The 26,092-nt window shown below is 65.1% G+C and carries 21 protein-coding genes, 1 tRNA gene and 2 pseudogenes; 18 read left to right on the forward strand and 6 right to left on the reverse strand.

Annotation, left to right across the window (positions count from 1 at the left end):
- The first annotated feature begins 2 nt into the window (after window positions 1-2).
- The 6 genes from fdxH to SY91_RS18325 all read left to right on the forward strand — a co-directional run bounded on the left by fdxH (window position 3) and on the right by SY91_RS18325 (window position 6,429).
- Window positions 3-917 carry a formate dehydrogenase subunit beta gene (gene fdxH, locus SY91_RS18300; protein WP_006479309.1) on the forward strand — a complete coding sequence of 305 codons (915 nt, stop codon included), beginning with the start codon at window positions 3-5 and terminating at the stop codon, window positions 915-917.
- Window positions 914-1,540 (forward strand): formate dehydrogenase subunit gamma, encoded by a 627-nt coding sequence (locus SY91_RS18305; protein WP_006488816.1) that lies wholly within the window; start codon window positions 914-916, stop codon window positions 1,538-1,540. The genes fdxH and SY91_RS18305 overlap by 4 nt, the downstream gene beginning before the upstream one ends.
- 392 nt (window positions 1,541-1,932) lie before the next feature.
- Window positions 1,933-2,868: a formate dehydrogenase accessory protein FdhE gene (gene fdhE / locus SY91_RS18310; RefSeq protein WP_023474497.1), complete on the forward strand. Its 936-nt coding sequence runs from the start codon at window positions 1,933-1,935 to the stop codon at window positions 2,866-2,868.
- Window positions 2,869-2,940: 72 nt separating this feature from the next.
- Window positions 2,941-4,380: an L-seryl-tRNA(Sec) selenium transferase gene (selA, locus tag SY91_RS18315; RefSeq protein ID WP_006479308.1), complete on the forward strand. Its 1,440-nt coding sequence runs from the start codon at window positions 2,941-2,943 to the stop codon at window positions 4,378-4,380.
- Entirely contained in the window at window positions 4,377-6,302 is a 1,926-nt protein-coding gene (gene selB / locus SY91_RS18320) for a selenocysteine-specific translation elongation factor (RefSeq protein WP_023474498.1), read from the forward strand. Before selA ends, selB begins: the two co-directional genes overlap by 4 nt.
- 32 nt (window positions 6,303-6,334) lie before the next feature.
- Window positions 6,335-6,429: transfer RNA gene (locus tag SY91_RS18325), tRNA-Sec, on the forward strand.
- 136 nt (window positions 6,430-6,565) lie between these two features.
- Here SY91_RS18325 and SY91_RS18330 read toward each other — a convergent pair.
- From SY91_RS18330 to SY91_RS18345, 4 genes are all read right to left on the reverse strand, one after another.
- On the reverse strand, window positions 6,566-7,621 hold the full coding sequence (locus SY91_RS18330; protein WP_023474499.1) for an SDR family oxidoreductase: 1,056 nt from the start codon (window positions 7,619-7,621) through the stop codon (window positions 6,566-6,568).
- Between the two features lie 217 nt (window positions 7,622-7,838).
- Window positions 7,839-9,494, reverse strand: coding sequence for a tannase/feruloyl esterase family alpha/beta hydrolase (locus SY91_RS18335; RefSeq protein ID WP_023474500.1), 1,656 nt, complete (start codon window positions 9,492-9,494; stop codon window positions 7,839-7,841).
- A gap of 24 nt (window positions 9,495-9,518) precedes the next feature.
- On the reverse strand, window positions 9,519-10,559 hold the full coding sequence (locus SY91_RS18340; RefSeq protein WP_052334976.1) for a hypothetical protein: 1,041 nt from the start codon (window positions 10,557-10,559) through the stop codon (window positions 9,519-9,521).
- The gene (locus SY91_RS18345; protein WP_023474502.1) at window positions 10,556-11,905 is read right to left on the reverse strand and encodes an MFS transporter; all 1,350 of its coding nucleotides are present in this window, start codon (window positions 11,903-11,905) and stop codon (window positions 10,556-10,558) included. Before SY91_RS18345 ends, SY91_RS18340 begins: the two co-directional genes overlap by 4 nt.
- A 113-nt stretch (window positions 11,906-12,018) precedes the next feature.
- Here SY91_RS18345 and SY91_RS18350 point away from each other — a divergent pair, with 113 nt between their 5' ends.
- The 4 genes from SY91_RS18350 (at window position 12,019) to SY91_RS18365 (ending at window position 18,067) form a co-directional block, all read left to right on the forward strand.
- Window positions 12,019-12,927 (forward strand): LysR family transcriptional regulator, encoded by a 909-nt coding sequence (locus SY91_RS18350; RefSeq protein WP_006479304.1) that lies wholly within the window; start codon window positions 12,019-12,021, stop codon window positions 12,925-12,927.
- A 67-nt stretch (window positions 12,928-12,994) separates the two neighbouring features.
- Window positions 12,995-14,041 (forward strand): AraC family transcriptional regulator, encoded by a 1,047-nt coding sequence (locus SY91_RS18355; protein ID WP_023474503.1) that lies wholly within the window; start codon window positions 12,995-12,997, stop codon window positions 14,039-14,041.
- Between the two features lie 45 nt (window positions 14,042-14,086).
- The gene (locus SY91_RS18360; RefSeq protein WP_023474504.1) at window positions 14,087-15,097 is read left to right on the forward strand and encodes a LacI family DNA-binding transcriptional regulator; all 1,011 of its coding nucleotides are present in this window, start codon (window positions 14,087-14,089) and stop codon (window positions 15,095-15,097) included.
- A 483-nt stretch (window positions 15,098-15,580) separates the two neighbouring features.
- Entirely contained in the window at window positions 15,581-18,067 is a 2,487-nt protein-coding gene (locus SY91_RS18365; RefSeq protein ID WP_260632472.1) for a beta-glucosidase, read from the forward strand.
- A gap of 193 nt (window positions 18,068-18,260) precedes the next feature.
- On the opposite strand, the pseudogene SY91_RS18370 reads toward SY91_RS18365, so the two are convergent.
- Window positions 18,261-19,180: pseudogene (locus SY91_RS18370) on the reverse strand (LysR family transcriptional regulator).
- 130 nt (window positions 19,181-19,310) lie between these two features.
- Between SY91_RS18370 and SY91_RS18375 the strand changes: the two are divergent.
- The 5 genes and pseudogenes from SY91_RS18375 to SY91_RS18395 form a co-directional block, all read left to right on the forward strand.
- Entirely contained in the window at window positions 19,311-20,261 is a 951-nt protein-coding gene (locus SY91_RS18375) for a hydroxymethylglutaryl-CoA lyase (RefSeq protein ID WP_023474507.1), read from the forward strand.
- A gap of 11 nt (window positions 20,262-20,272) precedes the next feature.
- Entirely contained in the window at window positions 20,273-21,424 is a 1,152-nt protein-coding gene (locus tag SY91_RS18380) for a CaiB/BaiF CoA transferase family protein (RefSeq protein WP_023474508.1), read from the forward strand.
- A complete protein-coding gene (locus SY91_RS18385; RefSeq protein ID WP_023474509.1) occupies window positions 21,421-21,957 on the forward strand; it encodes a gamma carbonic anhydrase family protein in 537 nt (178 codons plus the stop codon). The genes SY91_RS18380 and SY91_RS18385 overlap by 4 nt, the downstream gene beginning before the upstream one ends.
- 106 nt (window positions 21,958-22,063) lie before the next feature.
- A complete protein-coding gene (locus SY91_RS18390; protein WP_023474510.1) occupies window positions 22,064-23,503 on the forward strand; it encodes an MFS transporter in 1,440 nt (479 codons plus the stop codon).
- Between the two features lie 169 nt (window positions 23,504-23,672).
- Window positions 23,673-23,894, forward strand: a pseudogene (locus SY91_RS18395) (amino acid permease); the annotation flags it as partial.
- Between the two features lie 41 nt (window positions 23,895-23,935).
- On the opposite strand, the gene SY91_RS18400 reads toward SY91_RS18395, so the two are convergent.
- Complete coding sequence (locus SY91_RS18400; RefSeq protein ID WP_006479294.1) at window positions 23,936-24,289, reverse strand: winged helix-turn-helix transcriptional regulator; 354 nt, start codon at window positions 24,287-24,289, stop codon at window positions 23,936-23,938.
- Window positions 24,290-24,381: 92 nt separating this feature from the next.
- On the opposite strand from SY91_RS18400, the gene SY91_RS18405 reads away from it, so the two are divergent.
- From SY91_RS18405 to SY91_RS18415, 3 genes are all read left to right on the forward strand, one after another.
- Entirely contained in the window at window positions 24,382-24,708 is a 327-nt protein-coding gene (locus SY91_RS18405; protein ID WP_023474514.1) for a nuclear transport factor 2 family protein, read from the forward strand.
- Window positions 24,708-25,487, forward strand: coding sequence for an SDR family oxidoreductase (locus SY91_RS18410; RefSeq protein ID WP_023474515.1), 780 nt, complete (start codon window positions 24,708-24,710; stop codon window positions 25,485-25,487). Before SY91_RS18405 ends, SY91_RS18410 begins: the two co-directional genes overlap by 1 nt.
- 360 nt (window positions 25,488-25,847) lie before the next feature.
- Complete coding sequence (locus tag SY91_RS18415) at window positions 25,848-26,060, forward strand: hypothetical protein (RefSeq protein WP_023474516.1); 213 nt, start codon at window positions 25,848-25,850, stop codon at window positions 26,058-26,060.
- The last annotated feature ends 32 nt before the right edge of the window (window positions 26,061-26,092 follow it).

Here is a 26,092-nt window from a genome sequence, read left to right on the forward strand (position 1 = left end):
AGATGGCATTGCAATCGCTGGATATCAAGCGGGTCTCGGCCACCACGACGCCACCGCCCACGGTGCGCGAACCGGTGACCGGGAGCGTCGCGAAGCTGATCGACGTATCGAAGTGCATCGGCTGCAAGGCATGCCAGACGGCATGCATGGAGTGGAACGACCTGCGCGACGAAGTCGGCACCAACGTCGGCGTGTACGACAACCCGGCCGACCTGAGCGAGCATTCGTGGACGGTCATGCGGTTCTCCGAATACGAGAACCCGGCGGGCGACCTCGAGTGGCTGATCCGCAAGGACGGCTGCATGCACTGCGAGGACCCGGGCTGCCTGAAGGCGTGCCCGTCGCCGGGCGCGATCGTGCAGTACAACAACGGGATCGTCGATTTCCACGAGGAGAACTGCATCGGTTGCGGCTACTGCGTGACCGGTTGCCCGTTCAACGTGCCGCGGATCTCGAAGAAGGATCATCGCGCGTACAAGTGCACGCTCTGTTCCGACCGCGTCGCGGTCGGGCAGGAACCGGCCTGCGTGAAGACCTGCCCGACGGGCGCGATCGTGTTCGGCACCAAGGAGGACATGAAGCAGCACGCGGCCGAGCGGATCGAGGACCTGAAGGAGCGCGGCTTCGAGCATGCGGGGCTGTACGACCCGCAGGGCGTCGGCGGCACGCACGTGATGTACGTGCTGCACCACGCGGACAAACCGTCGCTGTACCACGGGCTGCCCGACAACCCGTCGATCAGCCCGATGGTGAAGCTGTGGAAGGGCATCGCGAAACCGCTCGCGGTCGCCGGCCTCGCGCTGACCGCGCTGGCCGGGTTCTTCCACTACACGCGGGTCGGTCCGAACGAGGTCACCGACGAGGAAGAAGCCGCTGCCCGCGACGAGGCACGACGCATCAAGGAGGACGCGAAATGAGCCACGACGACCCCAACCTGATCGTCCGCTACACGCCGAACGAGCGCACGAACCACTGGATCACCGCGATCACGTTCGTGCTGCTCGCGTTGTCCGGGCTCGCGCTGTTCCATCCGTCGATGTTCTGGCTGACCGCGCTGTTCGGCGGCGGCCAGTGGACGCGGATCCTGCATCCGTTCGTCGGCCTCGTGATGTTCGTGTCGTTCGCGATTCTCGTGGTGCGCTTCTGGCACCACAATGCGCTCGACGCGGACGATCGCCAATGGCTGAAGCAGATCGGCGACGTGCTGACCAACCAGGAAGACAAGCTGCCGCCGGTCGGGCGCTATAACGCCGGACAGAAGCTGCTATTCTTCACGCTGGTGGCGTGCCTGCTGCTGCTCCTGCTGTCGGGAATCGTGATCTGGCGGCGCTACTTCTCGTTCTACTTCCCGATCGGGGTGATCCGCGCGGCCGCTGTCGTGCATGCCGTGGCGGCCTTCGTGCTGATCGCGAGCATCATCGTGCACATTTACGCGGCGTTGTGGGTGAAGGGTTCGATCGGTGCGATGGTGCGCGGCACCGTCACGCTGGGCTGGGCCCGCAAGCATCACCCGAAGTGGTTCCGTGAAAGCGTGAAATAACGCAGCGGAGCGGGGCGGTACGCCGATTGCGGCGTGCTGCTCCGCCCCCACCGCAGGAATCGCCCGAAAGCGCCGATTCGTCGGCGCTTAGTTGGGGGCTGTTTGCGCATGGAACGCGCATGCGAATGCCCGAAATCGCCCGCAGGGCAAGGAGTGAGGAGCGCCGTTTGGCCGAGCCAAACAAGTGACGAGCGACGCCGCCATGTGGGCGATTTCGGGCATTCCCCTAAAATGGATAATTAGACACGGGTTGCCACGAGAAGGGCCGCTCGCCACGTTGCGCTCCTTGCGAATACGTCAGTATTCGCTGCGTCGCGCGCCTCGCGAGCGGCCCTTCTCGTGGCAACGCATGCGCGTTCCATGCGCAAACAGCCCCCTTGGAAGATATTTTCGTGACACAACGCATTCTGGAGCCGACCGAGATCTCGGCACTCGATCATTCGGCCATTCCGCGCTTTCGCCTGCCGGAGCGCGCGACCGCGTTCGCGGCGCGCGCCGCGCGGCTGCGCAAGCTGGCCGACCTGAACCCGATCAGCGGCTACCTGCGGCTGATGGCCACCGTCGCCGACGCGCAGCACGCGACGCTGCAGGCGCTGGAGCTGCCGCTGCCGTCGAAGGAAGCGATCGCACGTGCGCAGGAACATTCGATGCCGCTCGTGCCGGCGCTCGACGGCGAACGCAATGCGCGCTGGCGCGCCGTGCTGTACGAACTGCTCGACCGCGTCGAAAGCGCCGGGCTCGTCAACCCGCAGCTCGCGAAGCTGCTCGACCGGTTGCGCCTGATGGCGCCGGCCGAGCTCGACGCGCAGGCTGATGCGATCCTCGCGCTGCGCTTCGCCGAGGTCGACCCGGCCACCGCGCCGTTCCTGATGGCCGCGCTGCAGGTCGCATGGACCGACCTCGCGAGCCGCGTGACGCCCACCGATGTCCCATATCTCGACCAGCCGGGGCTGTGCCCGGTGTGCGGCACGCACCCGGTCGCGAGCGTCGTGCGGGTCGGCGGCCAGTATCAGGGCTACCGTTTCCTGCAGTGCGGGCTGTGCACGACCGAGTGGCACATGGTGCGCACCAAGTGCTCGCACTGCGATTCGACGAAGGGCATCGCGTATCACGGGATCGAAGGCGGCAGCGAAGCCGTCAAGGCCGAATCGTGCGACGAGTGCAAGACCTATCGCAAGATCGGCTATCAGGAGAAGGACTACGAGTTCGAGCCGCTGGCGGACGATCTCGCGAGTCTCACGCTCGACCTGCTGATGAACGAGGCCGGCTACCAGCGCAGTTCGCCGAACCCGCTGCTGTGGCCGGACGTGTCGCGGGAAGCGGACTGACGGCACGGGGCCGGGGCGGCGCGAGCGCCGTCCCCGGCGGACTGCGAAGCATGAGACTGGAGCCACAACGACGTGACCGAACCGGGTGTGAATGAACTGAATGCCGTGCTGGCGCGTGTGCCGTCGGTCGAGCGCGTGCTGTCGTCGGCGCCGCTGCAGCCGCTCGTCGCCGACTATGGCCGCACGCGCGTGCTGAACGCCGTGCGCGCCGAACTGGAACGCTGGCGCACGGCCGCGCAGCGCGATCCCGCGGCGGCCGAGCCGCTCGACGAGCCGCGCATTGCCGCCGCCGTCGCGCGTACCCTGGCCGCGCAGAATGCGGGCGCCGTGCGCACCGTGTTCAATCTGACCGGCACCGTGCTGCACACGAATCTCGGGCGCGCGCTGTTGCCCGACGACGCGGTGCGCGCGGTGGTCGACGTGCTCACGCGGCCCGTCAACCTCGAGTTCGATCTCGCTACCGGCCGTCGCGGCGATCGCGACGACCTGATCGACGCTCTGCTGTGCGAACTGACGGGCGCGGAAGCCGCGACCGTCGTCAACAACAATGCGGCGGCCGTGCTGCTGACGCTGTCGGCGCTCGCGACGAAGCGGGAAGTCGTCGTGTCGCGCGGCGAGCTGGTCGAGATCGGCGGGGCATTCCGCATTCCCGACATCATGAGCCGTGCCGGCGCGAAGCTGCGCGAGGTCGGCACGACCAACCGCACGCATCTGCGCGACTACGCGGATGCGATCGGTCCGCGCACGGCGCTGCTGATGAAGGTGCACTGCAGCAACTACGCGATCAGCGGCTTCACGAAGGAGGCGACGCTTGCCGAACTCGCGCCGCTCGCGCGCGAGCACGGCGTGCCGGTGGCCGTCGATCTCGGCAGCGGCACGCTGGCCGATCTCACGCAATGGGGCTTGCCGCACGAGACGACCGTGCAGGAAACCGTCGCCGCCGGCGCAAACGTTGTCACGTTCAGCGGCGACAAGCTGCTCGGCGGCCCGCAAGCCGGCCTGATCGTCGGCGATCGTGCACTCATCGCGAAGATCAAGAAGCATCCGCTCAAGCGCGCGCTGCGCGTCGGCAAGCTGACGCTCGCGGCGCTCGAACCGGTGCTGCGCCTGTACCAGTCGCCCGAATTCCTGCGCGAGCGCCTCACGACACTGCGCTTGCTGACGCGCCCGCAGCGCGAGATCGCCGAAGCGGCCGAACGGGTGCGTCCTGCGTTGCAGGCTGCGTTCGGCAGCGGTTTCGACGTGACGGTCGAGCCGATGTTCAGCCAGATCGGCAGCGGCGCGCTGCCGGTCGACCAGTTGCCGAGCGCCGGGCTCGTGGTGCGCTCGGCGGACGGCAAGCGCAGCGGCCGCGCGCTCGCACAGCTCGAGAAACGGCTGCGCGAATGGCCGCGCCCGGTGATCGGCCGCGTGGCCGACAACGCGCTGCGGCTCGACCTGCGCTGCCTCGAAGTAGCGGACGAAGCGGCGTTCGTCGCGCAATGCGTGCCGCTCGCGGGGCCCGCTGCATGATCGTCGGGACCGCGGGGCACATCGACCACGGCAAGACCACGCTCGTGCGTGCGCTGACGGGCGTCGACACCGATCACCTGAAGGAAGAGAAGGCGCGCGGCATTTCGATCGAACTCGGCTACGCGTATACGCCGCTCGGCAACGGCGACGTGCTCGGCCTGATCGACGTGCCGGGCCACGAGAAGCTGATTCATACGATGGCCGCCGGCGCGTGCGGCATCGACTTCGCACTGCTCGTGATCGCCGCCGACGACGGCGTGATGCCGCAGACGCGCGAGCATCTCGCGATCCTGCAACTGCTCGGCGTCACGCATGGCGCCGTCGCGCTGACGAAATGCGATCGCGTCGATGCCGCGCGCGTTGCCGAGGTGCGCGACGAGATCGCCGTCTGGCTGCACGACTCGACGCTGGCCGGCGTGCCGATCTTCGAAACGCGTGCAACGGCGGCCGACGATTCCGGCGTCGCCGCGTTGAAGCAGCACCTGGCCGACGCGGCGATCGCGTGGCGCACGCGTCGCGACGACGGGTTGTTCCGGCTCGCGGTCGATCGCGTGTTTACGCTCGCCGGGCAGGGCACCGTCGTGACGGGTACCGCGTTCGCGGGCCGCGTCGCGACCGGCGACACGCTCGCGATCGTGCGCACGGGCGGCGCGGCCCGCGTGCGCAGCATCCATGCGCAGAACCGGCCGGTCGAGGCCGGCCGCGCGGGCGAGCGTTGCGCGCTGAACCTGGCCGGCGTCGACAAGGCAGACATCGAGCGAGGCGACACCGTCGCCGATGCGCGGCTCGTCGCGACGTCGCCGCGCCTGGACGTCGAGCTGACGTTGCTCGCGGACGCCGGGCTGACGCTGACGCACTGGGCGCCGCTGCACGTGCATCTCGGCACGCTGCATCGCGTGGCCCACGTCGCGCTGCTGGACGGCGACACGCTCGCCGCCGGCCAGCGGATGCGCGTGCAACTGGTATTCGACGAGCCGGTATTCGCGCTGCCGGGCGACCGCTTCATCGTCCGCAATCCGCAGGCGACGCGCACCGTCGGCGGCGGCCGGGTGCTCGATCCGTTCGGGCCGGCCCGCAAGCGCCGTACGCCGGCGCGCCGCGCGTGGCTCGATGCGCTCGCGGCGTGGCTCGACGAAGGGCGCCTCGATGCGCTGCTCGCGCAGGCGCCGCTCGGCATGGCGCGCGCGACGCTCACGCATCTGACGGGATTCGCGCCCGATGCGCTGGCGTTGCCGGACGATGCGCTGGCGATCGGGCAACGCGATGCCGCGGCGAACGAAGGCGCGGTGATTTCGCATGCGCACTGGCGGGCCTTGCAGACGCGGGCGGTCGACACGCTGCGCGCGTACCACGAACGCATGCCCGACGAGCAGGGGCTCGACGCCGCACGCCTGCGACGGATGGCTGCGCCGCTCGTCGGCGATACGCTGTGGCGCGCGCTCGTCGATGCGCTGGTGACGGGCGGCGAAGTCGCGCGCAGCGGGCCGTGGCTGCATCTGCCGTCGCATTCGGTGAGCCTCGAGCCGCGCGAGGAAGCGTTGGCGCGGCAACTGCTGCCGCTGATCCACGCGGGGCGCTTCGATCCGCCGTGGGTGCGCGACCTGGCCCGCGACACGGGTGCGGCCGAGGATGCGGTGCGCACGCTGCTGCGCAAGCTCGCGCGGCGCGGCGACGTGCACCAGGTCGTGCGCGACCTGTTCTATCACGCGGACATCGCGCGCGAACTGGCGGAGCTGGTCGCGCATCTCGCGCCGTCGCGCGGCGGCGGGCTCGATGCCGCGACGTTCCGCGACGCGACGGGGCTCGGTCGCAAGCGCGCGATCCAGATTCTCGAGTTCTTCGATCGGGTTGGGTATACTCGCTTCCACCGCGATCTTCACTACCTGCGGCCTGACAGCGGTTGGGCGGGTATTCAGGCGTAGGCGCTCGTTGTGCTTCGGTTTCTTTTTCCCGCGGAAGGCATTCGTATCCGGTGGTACGGCTGGACTTCAAATCCAGTTGGGGTGTCAGACACTCCCGGGTCAGTTCGACTCTGGCTGCCTTCCGCCATTTTCTGGTTTCCTCGGCATTCCGACGATTTCAGCAAACGCCCCGCAGGTTGCTGACAGGCCCCGGCAGCGCATTCTATTGCCCGTCGTATCGTCAGGCCGAAACAAGATCTCGGCGGAGGCAGGTGGCGCGCATGCTATCGCCGGCCGGCATCGCGCAGTAGCCCGAGGCGCACGAGGCTTTCGGCCGTGGCGACGATGGCGTCCTCGCGCGGGCGGGGCGACCAGCCGAGCAAGCTGATGGCCTTCTGGCTGGTGGCGTTCAGATTGCGGCCGAGCAGCGGCAGCGATCCGCGCAGCGCGGGATCCCTGAGTGCGCCGATGCGTACCAGCCAGTCGGGCAGCACCCGGGTCGACACATGGCGCGCAGCGTCCCCCATGCGCGCCTTGAGCACTTGCGCGACTTCGGCGAGCCACATGCTTTCGCCTGCAATGGCAAGGAAGCGCTCACCGCTCGCGGCTTCGTGAGTCATGGCTCGCACATGCAGGTCGGCGACATCGCGCACGTCGACGAAGCCGGAATTGATTCGCGGATTGCCGGGCTGGCCGTCCAGCATGCCCCTGATCAGGCGGATGGAATGCGAATAGTCGTCGCCGAGCACGGGCCCGAGAACCGTCACCGGGTTGATCGCGGACAGTTGCATGCCGCGTCCTTCTCGCGCGACGAAGTCCCAGGCCGCGCGCTCCGACAAGGTCTTCGACTTCTGATAAGGCCAGACATCGGCGGCCGCCAGGTTGCTCCAGTCGGTCTCGTCGAAGGGGCGGCGCATTGGCCCATGCCCGGCGCAGATCGCGCCGAAAGCGGAGGTCAGCACGACGCGCTTGACGCCGGCGTCCCGCGCCGCACGCAGCACACGCAGCGTGCCTGCCACGGCGGGCTTGACCCAGTCGTCTTCGCTCGTCTGCGTGCCGGTGGGCGTGGCCGACGCGCCATGCACGACGTAGGTGCAGCCGGCAGTGGCCTGTTGCCAGCCGTCGTCGGCGAGGAGATCCGCCTCGACGAATGACAGACGGCCTCCGGGTTCCGCGCCGCCTCTTTCGAGCTGGGTGCGCACCTGCGTCTCGCGTGCGAGCGAGCGAACGGTGGTGCGTACCTGATAGCCTCGATTCAGCAGCGCCAGGATGCAGTGTTGTGCAATGAAGCCGGTGCCGCCTGTTACGAGAACCGATACGTCGTTGGTGTTGCCGTTCATGTCGTTGATTGTCCGGACGAAGAACCGGAAGGTTAAGGCCCGGCCTGCGGCTTGTTAATGCTCCATAGTGCGATTTACTTGCGCGACAGTACGATGATGGTTCGTCCTCGCAAGCGATCCTTGCGTTCCGCCCGTCGACGCGATGGCGTTGCGCTCGGGCGCCGGAAAGTCGACGGTGAAACCGGGCAACGGCGACGACGGGAAAAACCGCCCCGCGCTACGAGCTGGTGCACTGGAAGCTCGCCGCTGCGTTTACATCGCCGCCGATATATTTTGGCCACAGCGGATAGCGGCACAATGGGCGCGTCCTCCCGAGCGTGGCTGCGTTAAGGTCGCTCATCGTCAGCGTTTCAGGCGCCTTGCCGCTTTCTACCCATTCATCGAGTGCGGAGAGTGAATCGATGGCGGGATGAAACGGTCCGGTGCCATGGCCGACCCCCGGCATCAGGTAAAACCGCGCGAAGCCGTCGACCGTTCCTTGTCCGAAACGCTGCACCAGACCGGTGTAATAGTCGGTGCTCGAGTCGGTGCTCACGATTTCGTCGGCAAGGCCGTGCGTCATGATGAGCTTGCCGCCTTTCGCGACATAGGCGCTCAGGTCGGTGCTCGTTGCATCGGTGAGTGCGGAGAGCGCCTGGACGCGCGACGCATACGTACCGGGATTGACCGGATCGAACATCAACGAATCGAATGTGGGTACGCGCGTGACGAAGTACTTGACCCATTGATCGCCTGTCACCCACTGGTTCGCATCTTTCTTTCCTGCAGGATTGGCGGGTACTTTCGATTCGCCGAGATCGCGCGTCGTGTAGGGCCCCGCGAACACCGAACCCGCGAGGATGTTGTAGCCAGCGTATCGCGTCACGCCGTTCGCAAGCGGATAAGGCAATTGCAACGGCGCGGCGATGGTCTGAACGGTCGCGATCTGCGCATCCGACAGACAGGTGTCGCCCGAATCCACGCCGCTCGGACAGCGCACGGACGCCAGCACCGTCGCCGATTGCGCGTTGCACGCCGCCACGTTGGACACGATGCCGTCGGCGACGCCGTCGAGCGCATCGCACGCGCTCATGACGGCATTTTGCAGCAGCACCGTCTTGGCGACATCGAGCCAGCCTGCGCCGTTGTTCAAGTAGAGTGCGCGGCCCAGCACGACGTTGCTCAAACGCAGCCCAGTATAGTTGAGCGCCGGGCGATTCACGACGATACCGTCATAGTCTGCGGGCCAGCGTTGCGCTTCGCTCAACCCGTCCCGACCGCCTGTCGAACTGCCGAAGAAATAGGTTTTGCTCGGCGCGCTCGCGTAGCGCTTTCCGATGAGCGCCATCGCGACGTCGTGCGTCTTCTTCAGACTCAGGCCGCCGTAGTTCGCAAGCGATTCGTCACTCATGGCGAACTTGCCGTCAGTGATGCTGGAGCTCTGATGCCCGGAATCGTCGCCGAACGTCGCGTAGCCGTGGGCAAGCGGCGTTGGCGTACCCGTTGGCGCCATGTCGAGTGCGTCGACGCCGGTAATCAGCGTACCGTCGAAGCCGCCGCCGCCATAATGCAGCGCCTTGCGGTTCCAGTTGGTCGGCAGATTGACCTGAAACCGGATCGACGGCGCCGCGGGATCGACGGGAGCGATGGCACCATTCACCTGGCAATATTCCCCGGCGGCTTCCACCAGCGTCGCGTTCGTGACCGTCGCACCGCCGGTCGGCTCTGCAATGGAAGAGGCCGGAATCGCCAGGCCGTTCAATGCCGCGCATTGCGTCGCGGCCGAGGGCGGTGGCGGCGAGCTTGCCGAAGCGCCGCCACCCGACTCGGTGCCGCCGCACGCGCTGATGCAAAGGCTAAGGGCGAGTGCCCACCACAACGGTCTGTTGTCCATCGTCGTCTCCAGATGAATGGATTGCTATTCGAGAGCCCCGCCTTCCTGCTCGGCGCGAGATTCGGCGAGCCGAACGGAGGGGCCAAACAATGCGCACACGCCGGCCTGCGATACAAACATCGCGTCGCCGCTGTGCCCCGCGCGTTGAACTTCATGCAGCTCATGCCGCAACTCCGGATGCCGGGCGCGCAGATAGGCGAAGTACGCGCGGCCGCGAGCGAGGCGGTGCGGGCCTTGCATCATCGCCTCGCATGAGCGGTCGAGAGCCGGGTGCGCCGGATCGTCGTCGTGCGTACCGAGCAGATAGGTGACGTCGTGATCGACGTAACGACGTTCGAGCGATTGCGCGTCGAGTCCGTCCGCATAGCGGGGAAGTCGTGACGTGCCGTATTTCCATTCATTGAATCCGGCACATGCGGTTTGATCGATGTCTTCGCCATGCGGACGCCAAGCGTCGAAGTACACATAGGACGAAGGATTCGCGATGACGTAACGTACCTTCACACCGCGTGCGAGACAACATGCCGTCGCGTTGCTGAGTATCGCGTGCCGATGCGCGACCTGCGCCCCACCGGAATGCCCTGCGATCACGATTTCGCGCAGCCTCGGGTAGCGGCCGCCCTGCATGCCTCGGACGTAATGTTCGATGAGCCCATCCAGCACATCGAACGAGCTGAGCGGTGCTGGACCGATTGCGTCGAGTCCGCCCATCCACGAGGTCCATTCCCAATGCAGACAGTCGTCCGCCAACGGGTGATACCCGACGTCGGCCGTCGCGAGAAATTGCGGCACGGCGAGCATCACGTTTGCTGCATCGGCCGTCGACGCGTCGAGCGCGCGCTGCGTCGATCGAAGGTATGCGTCGGCGTCGCGCAATCGGCCGTGCAGCATGACGACGACCTGCGTCGCGGTGGCCGGCGCGGCGCTGCCGCCGGTGAACAGTGGCACTTTCGCTTCGCCGCGCGACGTCGAAACGGTCAACCGCTCACTGGCGACGACTTTGACGGGTACTTCGTTACGTGGGCGCACCTCATGGTTCCGTGGAAGGCACATCGCGACGCTCACGCCGTGTCACCCGGCCACAGGTCCGGCTCGTGGCGCAAGCGTCGCCCGGATGCCGTGAACCCGACCAGCAGCAACGAGACGATGCCGGCGAACACCAGATACCACGCCGGCACGATGCGCGAACCGGTGACGTCGATCAAGGTCGAGACGGTGAGCGGCGCGAGTCCGCCAAACAGCGTGACGGCCACGTTGTACGACAGCGCCACGCCCGTCGAACGCGTGGCCGTCGGAAACAACTGCGTCAGCATGCCGGGGTGTGCGCCCGACATGACGCTGAGCACGACCGTCGCGATGATCTGCGCGCTGAACACGCGCTCGGGCGAAGGCGCTGCGAGCACCCACGCGAAAAGCGGATAGGCAGCACATACCCAGACGATCGTCACCGGAAAGAACAGCCGATATGCGCCGAGGCGGTCGGCGAGCATCCCTGCCAACGGATAGCCGACGATGCCGATCAATCCGGAAATCGCCGTGCCGAACAGTGCATTCTTGAGCGGCAGATGCAACTGGTGTTCGACATAGAGCGGCATATAGGAATGCCACAGATAATTGGTTGCCGCTCCAACGATGATGACGCCCATCGCGCAGAGCGCCGCATCGCCACGCTCGCGAATGAATGTCCGCAGCGACTGGCGTGGCGCATGTCCAAGCCGTTCCCGCAACTGTACGAATTCAGGCGACTCGCCGACCTTGTGCCGGATGTAGAAGCCCACCGGCCCGACCAGCGCGCCGAGCAGAAACGGCACGCGCCAACCCCACGTCACGAGCGACTGGTGCGACAGATGCGTGGTGAGCAAGAACGAACATAGCGACGACAGTAGCAGCGCGACGGCCTGTGACGTCATCTGAAAACTGCCGAAGAACATCTTGCGTCCTGGCGGCGCGTATTCCGTCAGCATCGCGGCCGCTGTCGCGAACTCGCCGCCCACGGAGAGCCCTTGCAGGATACGTGCGAGGATCACCACGAGCGGCGCGGCCATGCCGATCGCCGCGTAGCTGGGCGTCAGGCCCATCATCAGCGTGCTGGCTGCCATCAGCAGAATCAGCAGCGACAACGTCTTGCGTCGCCCGTAGCGATCCGCGCATGCGCCTATCACGATGCCACCCAGCGGCCTGACCACGAAGCCGACGGCAAACGTCGCAAGCGTCAGCGTGATGGACACAAATCCGTTGCCGACAGGAAAAAACACCTGCGCGATGATTTTCGCGAAGTAGCCGTAGATGAGAAAGTCGAACCACTCGAGGCCATTGCCGATGACCGATGCGAGCACCGCGCGGCGAGTTTGCGAACGGCTGAGCGCCGTGGCGGCCGACGCGGGCACGTCCGCTTGCAAGATGGATTGCATGTGTCTCCTTTGTTTCTCTTCCAGCTTTTGAGACAAGCGTACGTGTCGATGTCCTGAATGTAAAATACATATGGGACACGGTTGCCATATCCAACGCATATACCAGACAAACGATGGAACTCAGACAGCTGCGCTATTTCCTCGCCGTCGCCGACGAAGGCCAGTTCACTCGGGCCGCCGCGCGACTGCATATCCAGCAGCCGCCGTTGTCGCAGCAGATTCAGGAACTCGAACATGAGCTGGGCTTCGCGCTTTTCGTGCGGCAGCCCCGTGGCGTCGTGTTGACCGCGCCCGGCGAGATATTCGCCGCACGCGCGCGTACGGTACTGCTCGAACTGAACAACGCCGTCGTCCATGCGCGCCGAGTGGCGCAAGGCCGGATCGGCACGGTGCGCGTTGCGCTCACGAGTTCGGCTGCGTTCCACCCGCTTACGCCTACCGCCATTCGCAATTTTCGGGACATGTACCCCGGGATTTCGATAGAGATGAGCGAGGTGAATGCGGCGGAGATCATCGAAATGATGTTGAACGGTCGCGCGGATGCAGCCATTCTCCGCAAACCGGTCGAAACGTCAGCTGATTTACGCTTCGAACTGCTCGCCGAAGAACGCATGTTGCTGGTGCTGCCGGTGGGGCACCGGCTGATCGGCGGTCGTTCCGTGTCGCTCAAACAGCTGGCGAACGAGTCGTTCATCTTCGTGCGTCGGCCCGGTGCGCCCGGCATGTACGCGGACTTCATTCGGGCATGTCAGGCCAAGGGCTTCGAGCCGCACGTCGTGGAAGAGGTGCCGCGCATGGTGACGGCAATCAATCTCGTGGCGGCGGGCGGCGGCGTATCGCTCGTGCCCGCGTCGATGCAACGTTATCATCAGGAAAGCGTGCGCTACTGCCGTGTGGCCGGCGATCATGCGTTTCGAGCACCGTTGCATCTCGTCACCCGGCACGATTTGCAAAACCCTGCCGCGTCGCACTTCCGTGAAGCGTTGTTGATGTTTGTCCAGCATCATCCATATCGCGAATGAGCCAGAGAAGGGCAAGCACCTGACGGATTGCTCACCGGAAGATCAAGGCCCGGCCTGCGGCTTGTTAATGCTCTATAGTGCGATTTACTTGCGCGACAGTACGATGATGAGTGACGACCCCTTCTCCGACATCCTGAGGCTCACGAACGCCGAATCGCTGGCGACGGGAGGCTTCTCTGCCGGCGGCGCCTGGGCCGTGCGATTTCCGGCACCCGACAAGATCAAGTTCTTTGCGGTGGTGAAGGGCACGTGCTGGGTCTCCATCGACGGAGAAGAAACGCCTATCCGCTTTGGAAGCGGTGACGTCGGATTGTTGACGGCGAAACGCTCGTTCGTCCTCGCAAGTGATCCTTGCGTGCCACCCGTCGACGCGATGGCGTTGTTCTCGGGCGCCGGAAGGTCGACGGTGAAACTCGGCAACGGCGATGAATTCGCGCAGATCGGCGGGCACGTATTGCTCGATCCGGTCACCGGCAGCTTGCTGTCGGACGTTCTGCCGCCATGGATTCACGTACCGGCCGCATCGCCGCAGGCGGTGAAGGTCCGCTGGCTTCTCGAGCAACTCGTGGAAGAGCGTGCGGCCGATCTGCCCGGCGCGCAACTCGTATCGGCCCAGCTTTCCCAGCTGCTCTTCATTCAGATATTGCGCGCCCATTTGAAAACGTCCGCGTCCTTGACGGGATGGCTGCGCGCGTTCGGCAACCCGCGCATCGCACCCGCACTGCGGTTGATGCACGGCGACCCCGCACGTTCATGGCATCTGGATGAGCTTGCCGCCGCGTGTGCGATGTCACGGACTACGTTCGCTTCTCACTTCAGGGCGAGCGCCGGTGTCGCGCCGCTGACCTATCTGGGAGAGTGGCGCATGCGTCTTGCGGAGCGCCGTTTGCGCGACGAGGACATCCCGGTGGCCCTGCTTGCGCAGTCGCTCGGTTACTCGTCCGAAAGCGCATTCAGTCACGCGTTCAAGCGCATGTCCGGGCATTCACCGACCGCATATCGCCATGTCGTACGGACGGCTGCTGAAGGCGCGGACAGCGGGCGCGGCGGCGTTCGCGCGGCCGTGGAGGCTACCGGTGCGACTCCGCAGCCGTTTCCGTTGGAACCTCGGTGAAATGCTCGAGCGACTCGACGTTCCCATACAAGACATTCCACACATATGAAAAAAGGCGCGAACGCGACGATCCGGGACGTGGCAACGGCAGCCGAGGTGTCTGTCGCGACCGTATCGAAATATGTCAACGGGACCAAGCGCTTCTCGCCGGAAGTGGAGTTCCGCCTGAAGCAGACCATCGAGAAACTGGGCTACCAGACGAGCCCGCTTGCGCGCTCGATGATTACGGGGCGCACGCGAACGATCGGCCTCGTCATTCTCGATATCAGCAATCCACACTTCGCGAGCGTCGTGAAAGGGGCCAATCGAACGGCGCTCGCGCACGACTACACGCTGCTGCTCGTCGATACGGAAGAGGATGCGGCGCGTGAACGTTCGCTGATCGAGGCCCTTGCGCAACGCGTCGACGGATTGATCATCAGTTCACGCCTCTCGGAGAGCGAAGCCGGATGGATGCTGGACTTGAAGAAGCCGGTCGTGATGTTGCGGCACCTCGATGAACTGTCGATCCCGACCGTCGGGATCGACAACCGTCTGGCGACCTACATGCTTGCCCGGCATCTTCTCGACCTCGGACATCGAAAAATCGCGTATCTGGGATTCGGCCAGGCATCGATCGATGCCGAACGCGTCCGCGGCGCAAGCGAGTGCCTGGCGGAGGAGGGGCTCGCGCTCGACGTGTTCGATGCACATGCGCCCACTTCTGTCGCGGGCGAGGAAGCTTGCTCCAGGATTCTGTTGGGACCGCGGCGCCCACACGCGGTGATCTGTTACAACGACCTGATCGCGCTGGGATTCATGAAATGCGCGAAGACCCTGGGATTTCACGTGCCGCGCGACATCGCGATCACGGGCATCGACAACGCACCGTACGGGCAATATTCGGAGCCGGCATTGACGACGGTCGACACCCAGAGCGAAAAGATGGGCGAACTCGCCACGCTGAAGGTGTTCGAGGCGCTCGCCGGCCGTCATGATGGTGAACGCGTTCTGCTCGAACCTCGCCTCGTGGTCCGGGAATCGGCGGCGAATCGCACGGGGCCAGGGCCGCGGTGACGTCGTGGCGGTAGATAGGTTGGCCCATCGCGAGAACACCCGATCCCTTCGAAAGCGGCGCCTGCCTGCTTGCCTTCCGAGGCCCTGCTTCGCAACACGCATGTCACATCGGCGCTCGGTCGCGGCCAGTCGGCGGGATAAACGGTTACCTTCGCTCCCCGTTTCGATTGGCTCCGCGCGACTGCTGTTCAAAAAATAGGCGTTAATACCGACTGGTAAAACAGCGGTCGTCGCCCTAATCTCGGATAAACGTTTTCCCAATTTGACTTTGATGTAACGATCGACATGCTGAATTGCGTGTTCGGCGGTGGAGACACGTCCGAAGGCCTGTGACCTCGGGGCGGCGGATGCGCACGCTTCTGCCGGGGAAAGGGCGGTCGTTTCGGTTCTGCGATGCAGGCCCGACATCCGCGTGGGTTCAGTCGGATGCATCCATTCGTTGGCGCGCATCGACAGGCGTTGATGCGATGCACTGAATCAGTAGTGCGAAGGACAAGAAAAGCAAGGCCTTGGCAAATCGTCCGCGTGGATAGAGGAGCGAGACATGAGGAATGTGGTCACGAGATCAGGCGTCTGTCTGGCGGCAGGGCTCACCTTGATGCTGAGCGGGTGCGGGGCGGCGACACCAACTCGACGGCGTCGTCGCCCACCCCGTCCGGCAATGCGTCGCCATGGATGGATACGTCGTTGAAGCCTGAGCAGCGCGCCGCCTTGCTCGTGGCGGCAATGGCATTGCCCGACAAGGAGGCGCAACTGGTGGGCGGCCCCGGCGTGATCGCCGAGCTCCCGCAATGCTTCGGTGCACGTCACATTCCCGGGCTGCCGAAATACCACATCCCCACGCTGCGCATCACGAATGGCCCGGTCGGGATCGGCCAGAACGATTGCGTTCCCGCCGGCTCGGCGTCGAGCGGTGCGGCGGCGTTGACGAGTGCCGCGTCGGCGAAAGCCACTGCGTTGCCGTCCGCGATCGCGGTGGCGGCATCGTTCGACCACGCGGTGGCGACGCAATTCGGCGACGTGATCGGCAAGGAAGGTGCGAACCTCGCGCTTCATGTGTTCGAAGCGCCGGGCATGAACCTGGCCCGGTTGCCCGTCGGCGGTCGCAATTTCGAATACATGGGCGAGGACCCGTATCTGACCGGCACGCTGGGCGTCGCTGAAATTCAGGCGGTTCAGTCGCACGGGATGATCGCGATGGCGAAGCATCTCGTCGCGAACGAGCAGGAAACGAACCGGATGACCATCTCGGAAAACGTCGACGACCGGACGTTGCATGAACTGTACATGCTGCCGTTCGAGATGGCGGTCAAGGACGGGCAGGTGGGTGCCGTCATGTGCTCGTACAACTCGGTCAACGGTTTCTCGATGTGCGAGAACAAGCACATCCTGACCGACGTGCTGCGCGGGCAATGGGGTTTCAGCGGTTACGTGCAGTCGGATTTCTTCGCCGCGCACAGCACGGCGGGAACGATGCTCGCCGGGCTGGACAACGAAATGCCGGGTGTGATCATTCCGGGCGTGACGACCTGGTGGACGCCGGACAAGCTGAACGCCGCGCTCGCGTCCGGCGCGATCGAGACATCGGACATCGATACGGCGCTGGCGCGCCGATACACGCAGATGTTCAAGGCCGGCATCTTCGACCGTCCGCTGGTGCAAACGCCGATCGATACCGTCGCGAACGGCGCCGTCGCGAAAGCCATCGGCGAGCAGTCCGCGGTACTGCTGCAGAACGACGGCACGCTGCCGTTGAGCAAGGCGGTGCAGAACGTCGTGATCGTCGGGAAGGCTTCGCAGGTGTTCGCGCAACAAGCGGTGGCCGGCGGCAGCAGCGTCGGCAACCCGATGGGGTCCGGCGGCGGGAGTTCGGACGTGGTCGCGCTCTATACCGTCTCGCCGCTGCAAGGAATGCGCGACGTGCTCGCCAACCTCGGCAATTCGACGACGAAGGTTCACCTCGTGCTCGTCGACGATGCAAACGCGAACGCCACCATCGACGGCACCGGCTCGACGTTCGCGGCGGCCCGGTCGTTGATCGGCAGCGCCGATGCGGTGGTGGTGATGGCCGGATCGATTTCCGAAGAGGGCGCGGATCAGACGACGTTCGTCGATGCGACCGGCCTGAATCTCGACGCCGGCAAGTACCTGAACACGCTCGACTGGTACGGGCCGAAGGCCAGTGCGCTGACGACGACCGGTACCGTCAGGAGCAGCAATACGCTGGCCATGATCCAGAGCGTGGTGGCCGCGAACCCGAAGACCGTGCTCGTGCTCAAGGACAACGCGGTCGAGGCGCTCGATCCGACGCTGCTCGAGGGCGGTGCGTCCGCGCCAGCCGCGATCCTCGAAGCATGGTTCCCGGGGCAGGAGGACGGGCACATCGTCGCGGACCTGCTGTTCGGCGTGACGAATCCGTCGGGCAAATTGCCGGTGACGTTCCCGCAGGTCGGCCAGGGGTTCATGGATTCGATCAGTACCGCGCAGTATCCGGGCGTCGCGGTGAACGGGGTGCCGACCGTGACCTACACCGAAGGGCTCAACATGGGCTATCGCTGGTACGACGCGATGGGCAAGCAGCCCGCGTTCGAGTTCGGGTTCGGGCTTTCGTATACGACATTCGCGATCCGGAACGCAGCCGTTTCGCCGGGCAGCAACGGCACGTACAACGTCACTGCATCGGTCGCCAATACGGGCAAGGTTGCAGGGGCGGAAGTCGTGCAGGTCTACGTCGGCTTGTCGGCGTCGTCCGGCGAACCGCCGAAGCGCCTGGTCGGGTTCCAGAAGGTGTTCCTGAATCCGGGGGCGTCGCAGACGGTGACCGTCAACATCGATCCGAAGGCGACCAACCATCCGTTGAGCACCTGGGACAAGGATGCGCAGCAGTGGTCGCCGGCAAGCGGCGCGACGACGATCTATGTCGGCAATTCGTCGAGAAATGTCGGCTCGGCAGGGATCATCACGCAGTAACGCCGCTGCGAATCCCGATTGGGCGGTCTGGCCGGTTCACCGAGCGGTGAACGGCGACGGCCGCTGCCCGATCGTCATCGGAATTCCGCTGCTTCAGGACGAATGCCATGAGAAAAAACAGCATGGAGCGGAGGTGAGCGGGCGCCGCGGCGGGTGCCGGCCACGGGTTTGAACCGACGGCGCTGCCACCCGGTCACATCGGCTCATGCGTCACGGGCGCCGCCCGGGATACCAGGTGATCGACCATGCGTTGCGCGGCAGGCGGCAGGAATTCGAAATGCTTGAAGCAGACGATGAACTGCCGCTCCGCCCACGGATCGACGAGCGGAATCGTCTTGACGCCAAACACCGCCTGATAGGTCGTGGCCACTTCGACCGGTACGACGCTGATACCGAGACCCGCCGCGACGACCCGGAACGCCGCGTCGAAATTCGACACGATGACGCGGTACGACAGCCCCTTTCCCGCGCGGGCGGCCGCGCGCCGTAACATCGTGTGCACGGCCGTGGACGGCGGCAGCCCCACGTGCTCGTATGCGAGCGTCTGATCGAAATTCAATTGTGCGTGCCGCGCCAGCGGATGGTCGGGGGGACGGCCAGCGCGAGCCGGTCGCGTCGATATGGCCGGTACTGCAGCCCCTGCAGATCGACGTTGTCCCAGCACACCCCGACACTCGCACCTCCTTCGCGCAATTGACGCACGAGCTCGTTCGACAGGCGCTCTTCCACGTCGACGCGGATATTGGCGTTCGCCGCTTCGCTCATGAATGCCGCGATATCGTCGAGCAGTGCTTCGGCGATCGCCGAGGCCGACGCGCAAATGCTCACGCGCCCCTGGAGTCCGCCGCCGAATGCGGCGATGTCGCTGCCGATTCGTTCGAGTGTGAACAACACGGTGCGCGCGTGTTCGAGCAGCGCCATGCCGGCACTCGTCGGCGCGACCCCGCGTCGCGAACGCGCCAGCAGGGGTGCGCCGAGATCCGCCTCCAGCTGCGCGATGCGCTTGCTGATGGCGGATGGCTCGATATGAGCCTCCTCTGCCGCGCGGGCAATGTTGCGGTGATCGCATACCGAAACGAACAGCCGCAACGTCTTCAGATCGATGTCCCGCACGATGGGTCTCCGGTGACATTCCGGTTCGGAACGACGAAGGTTCCGAATCGTCTCTTTACTGAGATATTGGCAGGTCTAAAGTTATCACAGCGTCGGCGTTTCCATGACCGGCGAAAACACGGAGACACCCATGCCATTGTTCCCGCCGGACGTCGTCATCCGGGAAGTCGGGCTGCGCGACGGTCTGCAGAGCATTCGGCGCATCGTGCCGACGCACGACAAGCTCGAATGGATTCGCGACGCATACGCGGCCGGCCAACGCGAAATCGAAGTCGGCTCGTTCGTGCCCGCCCGATTGCTGCCGCAACTCGCCGACACGGCCGAACTCGTGGCGTTCGCGAAGACGTTGCCGGGCCTGTCCGTATCGGTGCTCGTGCCGAACGTGAGGGGCGCGCAGGCCGCGCTGGACGCCGAAGCCGATCTGCTGCTGGTGCCGCTGTCGGCGAGCCGTGCACATAGCCTCGCGAACCTTCGCAAGACACCGGATGAAGTCGTCTCGGAAGTCGCACGGATTCGCGCCGAGCGTGACGCGTCGGGCGCCAAGACGCTGATCGAAGGCGGTATCGGCACCGCGTTCGGCTGCACGCTGCAAGGTCGGGTGGCGCCCGACGACGTGCTCCACTACATGCAGGCGCTGCTGGACGCCGGGGCGGATTACGTCAGTATTGCCGACACCGTGGGCTACGCGGGCCCGCGCGCGGTGGCCGACCTGTTCGGCAAGGCGCGCCGGCGGGTGGGCGAGCGCCTGTGGTGCGGCCATTTCCACGATACGCGCGGCCTCGCGCTCGCCAACGTGTACGCGGCGCTCGAGACGGGCGTCGCCCGCTTCGACACGTCGCTCGCCGGGATCGGCGGCTGCCCGCATGCACCGGGCGCGAGCGGCAACGCGGCGACGGAGGATCTGGCCTTCATGCTCGCCGACATGGGCATTGCGACAGGCATCGATCTGCCCGCGCTGCTCGCGCTTCGCGCGAAGGTCGCGCACTGGCTCGACGGCGAAACCCTGCACGGCGCCCTCTGGCGTGCCGGCTTGCCGAACACGTATTCACGCGACGCCAACGGCGTCGCGCTTTCCCTCTGAGGTTTCGCATCATGTCAGTCAATGCAAGGCTTCCGCTCGATGGCGTGCGCGTCGTCGAATTCACGCACATGATCATGGGACCCACGTGCGGGATGATCCTCGCCGACCTCGGCGCCGAAGTGATCAAGGTCGAGCCGCCCGGCGGCGACAAGACGCGTACGCTGCCGGGCCTCGGCATCGGCTTTTTCCGGTCGTTCAACCGCAACAAGAAAAGCGTCGTCATCGACATCACCACGTCGCAAGGCCGTGAAACCGCGGCCGAGCTGATCGGCACGTGCGACGTGATGGTGGAGAATTTCCGGCCCGGCCTGATGAAGTCTCTCGGGCTGGACCATGAGACGTTGTCGGAACGCTATCCGCGTCTGATCAGCGTATCCCACAAGGGCTTTCTGCCCGGCCCGTACGAAAAACGTCTCGCGCTCGACGAAGTCGTGCAGATGATGGGCGGCCTTTCCTACATGACGGGCCCGGTGGGGCGGCCGTTGCGTGCGGGAACGTCCGTCAACGACATCATGGGCGGCATGTTCGGCGCGATCGGTGTCCTCGCGGCCCTGCGCGAGCGCGAAGTCACCGGGCGCGGCCAGGAAGTCCAGAGCGCGCTGTTCGAAAACTGCGTCTTCCTGTCGGCGCAGCACATGCAGCAATACGCGATGACGGGCGAGCCGCCGCCGCCGATGCCCGCGCGGGTGTCGGCGTGGAGCGTCTACGACGTGTTCACGCTGGCCGATGGCGAGCAGCTGTTCATCGGCGCCGTGAGCGACAAGCAGTTCGTCACGTTGTGCGACGTGCTCGGGCGCCCGGACCTCGCGGCCGACCCGCGCTTCGCGAACAATGCGATGCGGGTCGTGGTACGGCCCGAACTGCTCGCATGCCTCGGTGCGGTGCTCAAAGACCGCCGTGCCGATGAGCTGGCGCCGAAGCTGGAAGCGGCCGGCATCCCGTATGCACCGATCGTGCGACCGGAACAGTTGCTCGACGACCCGCACCTCAAGGCAAGCGGGGGCCTTGCCCCGATGCAGGCCGACGACGGCAGCATGACCGACGTGGTGTTGCTGCCGATCACGATCGGCGGCCGGCGTCCCGGTGTGCGCCACGCGCTCGCGCGGATCGGCGAACACACGCAGGAAGTGCTTTCACGGCTCAGGGGCAAGGTGGTTGCATGAGGATGTTCGAACTGGATGGCGAGCGGCCGCGCGTGGCGGCGTCCGCGTGGGTTGCGCCGCACGCGGTGGTGATCGGTCGCACGACGGTCGGCGAGCATGCGAGCGTCTGGTTCAACGCCGTGGTACGTGCGGATAACGCCGCGATTTCGATCGGGGAGGGCAGTAACGTGCAGGACGGGGCGGTGCTGCATACCGACCCGGGTTATCCGCTCGACATCGGCGCGCATGTCAGCATCGGGCATCAGGCGATGCTGCATGGATGCACGATCGGGGCCGGGTCGCTCATCGGTATTCAGGCGATCGTGATGAACGGCGCCGTCATCGGTAGGCAGTGTCTCGTCGGAGCAGGGGCGGTCGTGACGGAGGGCAAGGTGTTTCCCGACCGGTCGCTGATTCTCGGCTCCCCCGCCAAGGTCGTGCGTGAGCTGAGCGAGGAGCAGATAGCCGCCGTCGCGAAGAATGCCACGGACTATGCCGATCGCGCCGCGCGTTATCGGCGCGAGCTGGAGATCGGCGCCCTCTGGCAACTGTAGTGCGGTGCGGGGCGCGATGCCGGCTGGCGCATGCCGTCGGCCGCGGCCCGCGAATCGGCCGACTGAGCGAGGCCGAACAAAACGATCATATGGAGACAGAATAGCCATGCAGCAGACCGTTACCGCGGGCGGGCCCCCGCTCGCCGCATCCAGCGTGCACGTCGGCATTCAGCCTGGCGCGGCCGTTTCCGCACGGATGGACCGTTTGCCCGTTACGCGACATCTCTGGATGCTCGTATTGCTCATCTCGCTCGGCGGTTTTTTCGAGATCTACGATCTGATCTTCACCGGTTACATCGCGCCTGGCATGGCCAGAAGCGGGCTGCTCGCGACGACCACGCATGCGTTCTTCGGATTCACCGGCATCGCGGGGTTCATCGCGGCGACCTTCGCCGGCTTGTTCGTCGGAACGTTCTGTTTCGGCTGGCTGCCGGATCGTTTCGGGCGCCGATCGGTGTTCACGATTTCGCTGCTGTGGTATTCGGTCGGCTCGGCGATCATGGCGTTCCAGACGACGCCCGAAGCGGTCGTTTTCTGGCGCTTCGTCACGGGCATCGGTGTCGGTGTCGAGATCGTCACGATCGACAGCTATGTGACCGAGATCGTGCCGCAACACATGCGTGGACGTGCGATGGCGTTCAACCAGATGGTGATGTTCGCGGCGGCCCCGGTGGCCGCGATTCTGTCGTACTGGCTCGTGCCGACGACGGTCTTCGGCATCGACGGCTGGCGCGTCGTGGTGCTGGCCGGTTCCGTCGGCGCGGTGCTGGTGTGGTTCATCCGCCGCTCGGTGCCCGAAAGCCCGCGCTGGCTGGCATCGCATGGCCGTCCGGAGCAGGCCGACGCCATCGTGAGCAGGATCGAGGGGATCGTCTCGCGGCAGGCGAGGGCGCCGCTGTCGCCGCCGCTGCCGATCGTCGACCAGCCGCTGCATCGTCGCGCTTCGTTCGCGGAGCTGTTGCACCCCCCGTATCGGTCGCGATTCGTCATGCTGGTCGTGTTCAATCTGTGCCAGGCGATCGGATACTACGGCTTCGCCAACTGGGTGCCGACATTGCTGATCGGTCAGGGCATCACGGTGACGAAGAGTTTGCTGTATTCGTTCGTCATTGCGTTCGCGCTGCCGGTGGGACCGATGCTCGCGATACTGTATGCCGATCGGGTTCAGCGCAAATGGTTGATCGTCGGCGGTGCGGTCATGGTCATCGTATGCGGCATCGCCTTTGCCTTCGCGCGCTCCGCCGCGTTGCTGATCGCGCTCGGCGTACTGATCAGCCTGGCGGGCCAGACCATCTCCGTGTGCTACCACACCTACCAGGCCGAACTCTTTCCGACCGCGATCCGCTGCCGCGCGAACGGGCTCGTGTATTCGGCGAGCCGGGTCGGCGCAATGATGTCCGGCTTCATCATTGCCGCGCTACTGCGGGATTTCGGCGTGGTCGGCGTGTTTGCCGGCATCACCGCATGCATGCTGGTTGTCGTGTTGTCGATCGGGATTTTCGGGCCGAACACGAACGGCAAGCGTCTCGAGGAGCTATGCCGCTGAGGCGATGCGCATGGTGTAAAACGGGCGTGATCCGGCGTGCACGCCCACGTATGTCTGCTCGCCCGGGTTCATTGCCATCACGCATCGGAGCCGGCGGCCGCTTCACTGGAACGTAATGAACTGCGCGGACGACCACACCTTGCTGTCGTTGCGCTGCCGGCCGAAGAAATACACGGCCGTCAATCCGTGCGTGATTCGCCTGTACCTTTCAGGCAATCACGGCGAACGCCGGATCGGCGTGTTCGGCAGGCTCGTCTTTCCCGCAATTGGCGCGGTGTCCGATATCTGGCTGCTCGTGAGCGTCGAGAAGGCGGCGCTCGTGCTCGGGCTCGTGTATCTGTGCTGGATTACGCGGCTGTTTCGCCAGGCACCCCCGGAAGTGGCGATTTGAACGAGGCGGGCAGCGCGCAGCGCATCAGCCGACAGGCCCGGTCATTCTGCCGACTCGGGTGATGACGAGAAGCACGCGCGTTGCTCGGCCCATTTCAGCATGGCGTCCAGTGCGGGGCACAACGCCTGTCCCCAATCCGTGAGCCGGTACTCCACCTTTGGCGGCACCTGCGCATACAGCTTGCGCGACACGATTCCGTCGGCTTCCAGTTGCCTCAGTTGCTGCGCCAGCATCTTCTGGGAAATGCCTGGAATCAATCGTTCGAAATCCGAATATCGCTGCACTTTTCCGTCGAAGAGATGGAACAGGATGATCAATTTCCAGCGACCTTCAAGCAGCTGAATCACCTGTTCTACCCCAAGCGCAGCCGTCGCTGGCGTGTATTCCTTTCCCATGGCTCAGTCACTTACTTTTTAGTGCGTTCTTGTGGAATGGTTAGTCTATGACGAGAATGTCCGTCATGAAAGCCCATAGCGAGAACGCAGACATGACGCTGTTACTGCCAGACCCGATTCACGCCTATTTCGAATTCAGCAACGGCGCGGATACGCGTCGGGCCGCGCACTGCTTCACGCCGGATGCGGTCGTCGTCGACGAGGGCCGGACGCACCGGGGGCACGACGCGATCGAGTCGTGGAAACGCACGTCGCGCGGGCAATTCGAGTTTGCGGTCGAGCCTGTCACCGTCTCCCGGGATGGCGATCGCGTGACGGTCAGAGCCAGGGTCGACGGCAACTTCCCGGGAAGCCCGGTGCAACTCGATCACGTGTTTGATCTGGCCGGCGACCAGATCCGGTCGCTGGAGATCCACTGATGGCCATGACGCTGGAATTGCAGGGCAAGCGCGTCCTGGTGACGGGCGGGACGATGGGTGTCGGAAAGGCCGTCGTCGGCTTGTTCCGCGAACTCGGCGCGAAGGTACTCACCACCGCGCGCACGCCACCGGCCGATACGCCCGCCGACATCTTCGTCGCGGCGGACCTGGCAACCGTCGAGGGCTGCGAAGCAGTGGCCGAGGCAGTGACGACCAACTTTGGCGGCGTCGACGTGATCGTCCACGTCGTGGGCGGTTCGCGATCACCTGCCGGAGGTTTCGCTGCATTGAGCGAAGATGCTTGGCATGACGAACTGAACCTGAATCTCCTGCCCGCGGTTCGACTGGACCGCGCATTGTTGCCGGGCATGCTGGCACACCGCGCAGGGGTCGTCATTCACGTCACGTCGATCCAGCGCGCGCTTCCGTTGCCGGAATCGACCACCGCCTATGCGGCAGCGAAAGCGGCGCTTTCCACCTATAGCAAGAGCCTGTCGAAAGAAGTCTCGCCCAAGGGCATTCGCGTGATCCGTGTTGCGCCCGGGTGGATCGAAACCGAAGCGGCCGTCGCTTTCGCGGAACGGCTCGCCGCCCAGGCGGGAACCGACTATGAAGGCGGCAAGCAGATCATCATGGATTCGCTTGGCGGCATTCCGTTGAGACGGCCGTCGACGCCCGGTGAAGTGGCGAATCTCATCGCCTTCCTGGCGTCCCCGCGTGCCGCGTCGATCACCGGCGTCGAGTATGTGATCGATGGCGGCACGATTCCGACTGCGTGAGCATGCGAGTGGCCATCGCCAACGCCGGATGACAGCGAATGATCGACAAGTGACCCGTCACGCGATGCGAGCGGGCTGACGGCGACCCGCCGATGCAGGCGTATCACGACCACGAATGAGGCGTCCCGGCACGCGGCGCATTGGGCCTGGTGGTCGACAATCGCGTTCAGGTCGACGATTCGCCCCACGTGTCCGGCGCAGAAACGGTGGTGCGGCACGTTACGACTCCGATCGCCGGAACTTGATCGGGAAAAGCACCAGAAGCTTGCGGATTTTGTTCCGGTTATAGTGGAATGACTGAAGGTAGACGCGGCGCTTTTTGCCGATACCGTTCAGGTCATGACTGTAGACGGGTGCTGTATGAAAAACAAAATCGACAAGACCGCCGGACCGATCTGGGGCGTGGCAGCAGGATTGCTTCTTGCTGGGGCAGGATTGAGTCTGGGTATTTTCCCCGCGGCGTTGCGCAGCGCGGGCAGCGCAAACGACTTCATGGCGTCGGGCGCCGCGATGCTGGGCATTTTCCTCGTCGTCTATTCGACGCACGAACTGCGAAGAAAACGCTCGCACTGAGCGTTCGCGCGCCACTGATTCGCGACGATCGA

Origin of the sequence: Burkholderia cenocepacia, from assembly GCF_014211915.1 — a bacterium.
GTDB classification, from domain to species: domain Bacteria; phylum Pseudomonadota; class Gammaproteobacteria; order Burkholderiales; family Burkholderiaceae; genus Burkholderia; species Burkholderia orbicola.

Coding starts and splice junctions, on each gene's coding strand:
- SY91_RS18360 (WP_023474504.1), top strand. CDS start 14,087: ATGAAAAAAGGCGCGAACGCGACGATCCGGGACGTGGCAACGGCAGCC.
- SY91_RS18305 (WP_006488816.1), top strand. CDS start 914: ATGAGCCACGACGACCCCAACCTGATCGTCCGCTACACGCCGAACGAG.
- SY91_RS18375 (WP_023474507.1), top strand. CDS start 19,311: ATGCCATTGTTCCCGCCGGACGTCGTCATCCGGGAAGTCGGGCTGCGC.
- SY91_RS18355 (WP_023474503.1), top strand. CDS start 12,995: ATGCTCTATAGTGCGATTTACTTGCGCGACAGTACGATGATGAGTGAC.
- selB (WP_023474498.1), top strand. CDS start 4,377: ATGATCGTCGGGACCGCGGGGCACATCGACCACGGCAAGACCACGCTC.
- SY91_RS18400 (WP_006479294.1), bottom strand. CDS start 24,289: ATGGGAAAGGAATACACGCCAGCGACGGCTGCGCTTGGGGTAGAACAG.
- fdxH (WP_006479309.1), top strand. CDS start 3: ATGGCATTGCAATCGCTGGATATCAAGCGGGTCTCGGCCACCACGACG.
- SY91_RS18415 (WP_023474516.1), top strand. CDS start 25,848: ATGAAAAACAAAATCGACAAGACCGCCGGACCGATCTGGGGCGTGGCA.
- SY91_RS18350 (WP_006479304.1), top strand. CDS start 12,019: ATGGAACTCAGACAGCTGCGCTATTTCCTCGCCGTCGCCGACGAAGGC.
- SY91_RS18405 (WP_023474514.1), top strand. CDS start 24,382: ATGACGCTGTTACTGCCAGACCCGATTCACGCCTATTTCGAATTCAGC.
- SY91_RS18345 (WP_023474502.1), bottom strand. CDS start 11,905: ATGCAATCCATCTTGCAAGCGGACGTGCCCGCGTCGGCCGCCACGGCG.
- SY91_RS18330 (WP_023474499.1), bottom strand. CDS start 7,621: ATGAACGGCAACACCAACGACGTATCGGTTCTCGTAACAGGCGGCACC.
- SY91_RS18380 (WP_023474508.1), top strand. CDS start 20,273: ATGTCAGTCAATGCAAGGCTTCCGCTCGATGGCGTGCGCGTCGTCGAA.
- SY91_RS18385 (WP_023474509.1), top strand. CDS start 21,421: ATGAGGATGTTCGAACTGGATGGCGAGCGGCCGCGCGTGGCGGCGTCC.
- SY91_RS18390 (WP_023474510.1), top strand. CDS start 22,064: ATGCAGCAGACCGTTACCGCGGGCGGGCCCCCGCTCGCCGCATCCAGC.
- SY91_RS18410 (WP_023474515.1), top strand. CDS start 24,708: ATGGCCATGACGCTGGAATTGCAGGGCAAGCGCGTCCTGGTGACGGGC.
- SY91_RS18335 (WP_023474500.1), bottom strand. CDS start 9,494: ATGGACAACAGACCGTTGTGGTGGGCACTCGCCCTTAGCCTTTGCATC.